The 4,852-nt window shown below is 44.3% G+C and carries 5 protein-coding genes and 1 pseudogene; 5 read left to right on the forward strand and 1 reads right to left on the reverse strand.

Annotation, left to right across the window (positions count from 1 at the left end; all coding sequences use genetic code 11):
- A partial coding sequence (locus tag VE944_RS02160) for a hypothetical protein (RefSeq protein ID WP_324971578.1) occupies positions 1-263 on the reverse strand: 263 nt, incomplete at its 3' end.
- Positions 264-445: 182 nt separating this feature from the next.
- Between VE944_RS02160 and VE944_RS34045 the strand changes: the two are divergent.
- The 5 genes and pseudogenes from VE944_RS34045 to VE944_RS02180 form a co-directional block, all read left to right on the forward strand.
- Positions 446-613 (forward strand): annotated as a pseudogene (locus VE944_RS34045) (nitrogenase molybdenum-iron protein alpha chain); the annotation flags it as partial.
- A 197-nt stretch (positions 614-810) separates the two neighbouring features.
- The gene (nifK, locus tag VE944_RS02165) at positions 811-2,346 is read left to right on the forward strand and encodes a nitrogenase molybdenum-iron protein subunit beta (RefSeq protein ID WP_324971581.1); all 1,536 of its coding nucleotides are present in this window, start codon (positions 811-813) and stop codon (positions 2,344-2,346) included.
- A 119-nt stretch (positions 2,347-2,465) separates the two neighbouring features.
- Entirely contained in the window at positions 2,466-2,813 is a 348-nt protein-coding gene (locus tag VE944_RS02170) for a Mo-dependent nitrogenase C-terminal domain-containing protein (protein WP_324971586.1), read from the forward strand.
- A gap of 103 nt (positions 2,814-2,916) precedes the next feature.
- On the forward strand, positions 2,917-4,299 hold the full coding sequence (gene nifE / locus VE944_RS02175; RefSeq protein WP_324971588.1) for a nitrogenase iron-molybdenum cofactor biosynthesis protein NifE: 1,383 nt from the start codon (positions 2,917-2,919) through the stop codon (positions 4,297-4,299).
- The coding region (locus VE944_RS02180) for a nitrogenase component 1 (protein ID WP_324971591.1) at positions 4,299-4,852 on the forward strand (554 nt) is incomplete at its 3' end. The genes nifE and VE944_RS02180, both read left to right, overlap by 1 nt.

Consider the following 4,852-nt stretch of genomic DNA (forward strand, 5'->3'; position numbering starts at 1 on the left):
GTCGCTCGTAATTGCAGACTTCCATTCGATTCTCTAATTGTTACTTTAGCCTTTGCAGACTTTAAACGCAGATTAACTTTCTCTAATTCCAGTAGTACTTTTGCTCTCATCGTGCGCTCTTTGTTGCTGTGATTGCAGAGATGAACATAAACACCGGGCGGTGTTGCATATTTGCGGAATGATTTTGCTGGTTTTGTGGGATGGGCATCTTGCCCGTCCCTTCTATTTCCAGGCGGATAAGATGCCCACCATACAAGAATCATCACTTGATTTAGCAACGCCCTGGCTTAGGACAACATTTAGATGATGCGTGAGTCCTAAACCTGATTATGCATCGCTGTGTTTTTAGCCTATATTTAGCCTAAAAATAAATGTGTTATCAGCGAACAATGCTTATTGCTGACACTGTTTACTGCAAACATTAAACAGTTGAAAAGAATTAAACCATAAAAAGGATTACTCCGGCCCTTATCACGGTTATGACGGCTTCGCCATCTTCGCTCGTGATATGGACTTGGCACTCAACAGCCCAACCTGGGCATTAATTGGCGCTCCTTGGAATGAAAAAGCTCAGGCTAAGAAGGCTGAAGCTAAGGCTAAGGCTGCCGTTTAGGGAAATGGGAGAGTGAGATAAGTAAGGATAACCTGGGGCTAAAACCCCAGGGGGGAGTTGGGAATACAAAATTCAAAATTGAAAGATTAAAAATTTATTTTGATTTTTGCATTTTGAATTTTGAATCATATTCCTACTCCCTACTCTCCACTCCCACCTCAATTACTAAAGAATTCAGTAACCTTGGAGATCCAGAAATGCCTCAGAATCCAGAAAAAATTCAAGATCACGTCGAGTTATTCCACCAACCAGAGTACAAACAGCTATTTGAAAACAAAAAGCAGTTTGAAAACGGTCACGAAGCCGAAGAAGTAACACGAGTTGCAGAGTGGACAAAGAGTTGGGATTATCGTGAAAAGAACTTCGCTCGTGAAGCTTTAACCGTTAACCCTGCTAAAGGTTGTCAACCACTAGGAGCAATTTTTGCTGCTGTTGGTTTTGAAGGTACTCTACCTTTTGTTCAAGGTTCTCAAGGTTGCGTTGCTTACTTCCGCACGCACTTAACCCGTCACTACAAAGAGCCATTCTCTGGTGTATCTTCTTCAATGACTGAAGATGCAGCCGTGTTTGGTGGTCTGCAAAACATGATTGACGGCTTGGCGAACTCTTACCAACTCTACAAGCCTAAGATGATCGCTGTCTGCACCACATGTATGGCAGAAGTAATTGGTGATGACTTACAGTCTTTCATCAACAACGCTAAGGAAGCTGGTTCAGTTCCTCAAGATTTCCCAGTTCCCTACGCTCACACTCCTAGCTTTGTCGGTTCCCACATCACTGGTTACGACAACATGATGAAGGGAATTCTTTCTAACTTGACCGCAGGTCATAAGAAAGAAACCAGCAATGGTAAAATCAACTTCATCCCAGGTTTTGATACATACGTAGGCAACAACCGCGAAATCAAGCGGATTGCTTCCCTGTTCGGTTTTGACTACACAATTCTAGCCGACAACAGCGACTACCTCGATTCACCCAACACAGGTGAGTTCGATATGTACCCAGGTGGAACAAAGCTAGAAGATGCAGAAGATTCAATCAATGCGAAAGCTACGATCGCTCTGCAAGCACACTCTACTCTCAAAACCCGCGAGTACATCGAAAAAGAATGGAAGCAACCAACTTCAGTTTCCCGTCCTTGGGGCATTAAGGGTACTGATGAGTTCTTGATGAAACTCAGCGAATTGAGTGGTATCCCCATTCCCGAACAATTGGAAATCGAACGCGGTCAGGCAGTTGATGCCATGACTGACTCCCACTCATGGCTTCACGGCAAGCGCTTCGCTATCTACGGCGAACCAGATTTAGTATACTGCGTAGTTGGCTTTATGCTAGAAATGGGTGCTGAACCTGTGCATATCTTGGTTCACAACAGCAACGAAGTATTTGAAGCAGAAATGAAAGAACTGCTTGCTTCTAGCCCCTTTGGTCAACATGCAACTGTTTGGCCTGGTAAAGACCTGTGGCACATGCGTTCTTTGATGTTCACCGAACCCGTAGACTTGCTCATCGGTAACAGCTACGGTAAGTACCTGTGGCGCGACACCAAGACTCCCTTAGTGAGAATTGGCTATCCTATCATAGATCGTCACCACTTACACCGCTACACCACCATCGGTTATCAAGGTATAATCAACCTCCTTAACTGGGTTGTAAATACCCTGTTTGAAGAAATCGATCGCAACACCAACATTCCTTCTAAGACAGATATTTCCTACGACTTGATTCGTTAGAAATTGCGTAGAAACACAACGTGTTAATTAAGGGGAGAAAATAATTACGAATTACGAATTACGAATTACGAATTATTTTCCCCCTTTTTCTTGATAGCATTTACCCAAGGAATTTATCAATGGAAACCATCAATCACACTCACGAACATACTCACACTCATCCTCATCCTAATTACCATCCACCTAATCAGAAAAAGCCAGGGTGGTTCCACAATCTTCTGAATCCGTTGCGTGCTGTAGTGGATGGAATTCAGGTTAAAAATAATCGCATCGCTCATCTAATTTGCCAAACAATTCCTTGTTGTTGTCCCTTTGAGCGACAAATTAAATTATTTGGGAAGTCTATTGATATCCCACCATTATGTAAACTCAATCCTTTATATGACGAATTTGTAGGATTGCGTTTCCGCGCTCTATCTTACCTTGCTGATGTATGTGGAGAGGATGTCACAAGATACATTTGTTAGTCATTAGTCATTAGTCATTGGTCATTGGTCATTAGTCATTAGTTATTAGTTATCCAAATGACAAATGACAAAGGACAATTAACAATTCAGTACGAGAAGAGAGATGAAAAGCACCCAAGGCAAAATCAACGAGCTGCTGACTGAGACAGGATGCGAACATAATCAGCACAAACAATCCGAAAAGAAAAACAAGTCTTGCGCCCAACAGGCACAACCTGGCGCGGCTCAAGGGGGCTGCGCCTTTGATGGTGCAATGATTTCTTTAGTGCCGATCGCAGATGCTGCTCATTTAGTCCACGGGCCGATCGCCTGTGCTGGTAATTCCTGGGGCAGTCGTGGTAGTCTGTCGTCTGGCCCTCAACTCTACAAAATGGGCTTTACGACTGACTTGGGTGAAAATGATGTCATCTTTGGTGGCGAAAAGAAGCTCTACAAAGCGATTCTAGAACTCAAAGAGCGCTACCAACCAGCAGCAGTATTCGTTTACGCTACTTGCGTTACAGCCCTAATTGGCGATGATTTTGATGCTGTCTGCAAAGCGGCGGCTGAGAAAATTGGTATTCCTGTTGTTCCCGTCATTGCCCCAGGATTCATTGGCAGTAAAAATCTGGGCAACCGTTTTGGTGGTGAAGCTTTATTAGAATATGTTGTCGGAACAGCAGAACCGGAACATACAACGCCCTATGATATTAACTTAATCGGTGAATACAACATCGCCGGTGAAATGTGGGGAGTAACACCACTGTTAGAAAAGTTAGGCATCCGTATTTTATCCAAAATTACGGGCGATGCTCGCTACAATGAAATTCGCTATGCCCACCGCGCCAAGCTCAACGTCATGATCTGCTCACGAGCGCTGCTCAACATGGCGAGAAAGATGGAGGAGCGTTACAACATCCCCTACATTGAAGAGTCTTTCTACGGCATCGATGATATGAATCGCTGTCTGCGAAATATCGCCGCTAAATTAGGCGACGCTGATTTACAAGAGCGGACAGAAAAGCTAATTGCAGAAGAAACGGCTGCTTTAGATTTGGCACTGGCTCCTTATCGCGCTCGACTCAAAGGTAAGCGGGTTGTTTTATATACTGGTGGTGTCAAGAGTTGGTCGATTATTTCGGCTGCTAGAGACTTAGGCATTGAAGTTGTTGCTACCAGTACTCGAAAAAGTACTGAGGAAGATAAAGCCAAAATCAAGAAGTTGCTCAACAACGATGGCATCATGCTGGAGAAGGGCAACGCTCAGGAATTGCTACAAGTGGTTAAAGACACTCGCGCAGATATGCTGATTGCTGGTGGACGTAACCAATACACAGCTTTGAAAGCTCGAATTCCTTTCCTTGATATCAACCAAGAACGCCACCATCCTTATGCAGGTTATGTGGGAATGATTGAGATGGCGCGGGAATTGTACGAAGCTTTGTATAGCCCGATTTGGGAACAAATACGCAAACCCGCTCCTTGGGAAGAAGAGGAGGAAGTTTAATGGCGATCGTTACCGCTTCTAACAAAGCACTGACAGTTAATCCCCTCAAGCAAAGTCAAGCTTTGGGCGCAACCTTAGCCTTTTTGGGATTGAAAGGGACAATGCCCTTATTCCACGGTTCTCAAGGTTGTACTGCTTTCGCCAAAGTTGTCCTAGTGCGGCATTTCCGGGAAGCGATTCCCCTAGCTACGACAGCGATGACGGAAGTCACTACTATCTTGGGTGGCGAAGAGAATGTAGAGCAAGCAATTCTGACTCTGGTGGAAAAGGCTAACCCAGAAATTATTGGTTTATGTAGTACTGGGTTAACGGAAACTAGAGGAGATGACATTGAAGGTTTTCTGAAGGAAATCCGCGATCGCCATCCCGAATTGAATGATTTAGCGATCGTTTTTGCACCTACCCCAGATTTTAAAGGTGCGTTGCAAGATGGCTTTGCTGTTGCTGTCGAAAGCATAGTTAAGGAAATTCCTCGCGCAGGTGGACTCAGAACTGAACAAGTCACAGTTTTGGCGGGTTCTGCTTTCACACCTGGGGATGTACAGGAAATCAA

The organism is Nostoc sp. (genome assembly GCF_035638895.1).
In the GTDB taxonomy this organism is placed as follows: domain Bacteria; phylum Cyanobacteriota; class Cyanobacteriia; order Cyanobacteriales; family Nostocaceae; genus Nostoc.

Coding starts and splice junctions, on each gene's coding strand:
- VE944_RS02170 (WP_324971586.1), top strand. CDS start 2,466: ATGGAAACCATCAATCACACTCACGAACATACTCACACTCATCCTCAT.
- nifK (WP_324971581.1), top strand. CDS start 811: ATGCCTCAGAATCCAGAAAAAATTCAAGATCACGTCGAGTTATTCCAC.
- nifE (WP_324971588.1), top strand. CDS start 2,917: ATGAAAAGCACCCAAGGCAAAATCAACGAGCTGCTGACTGAGACAGGA.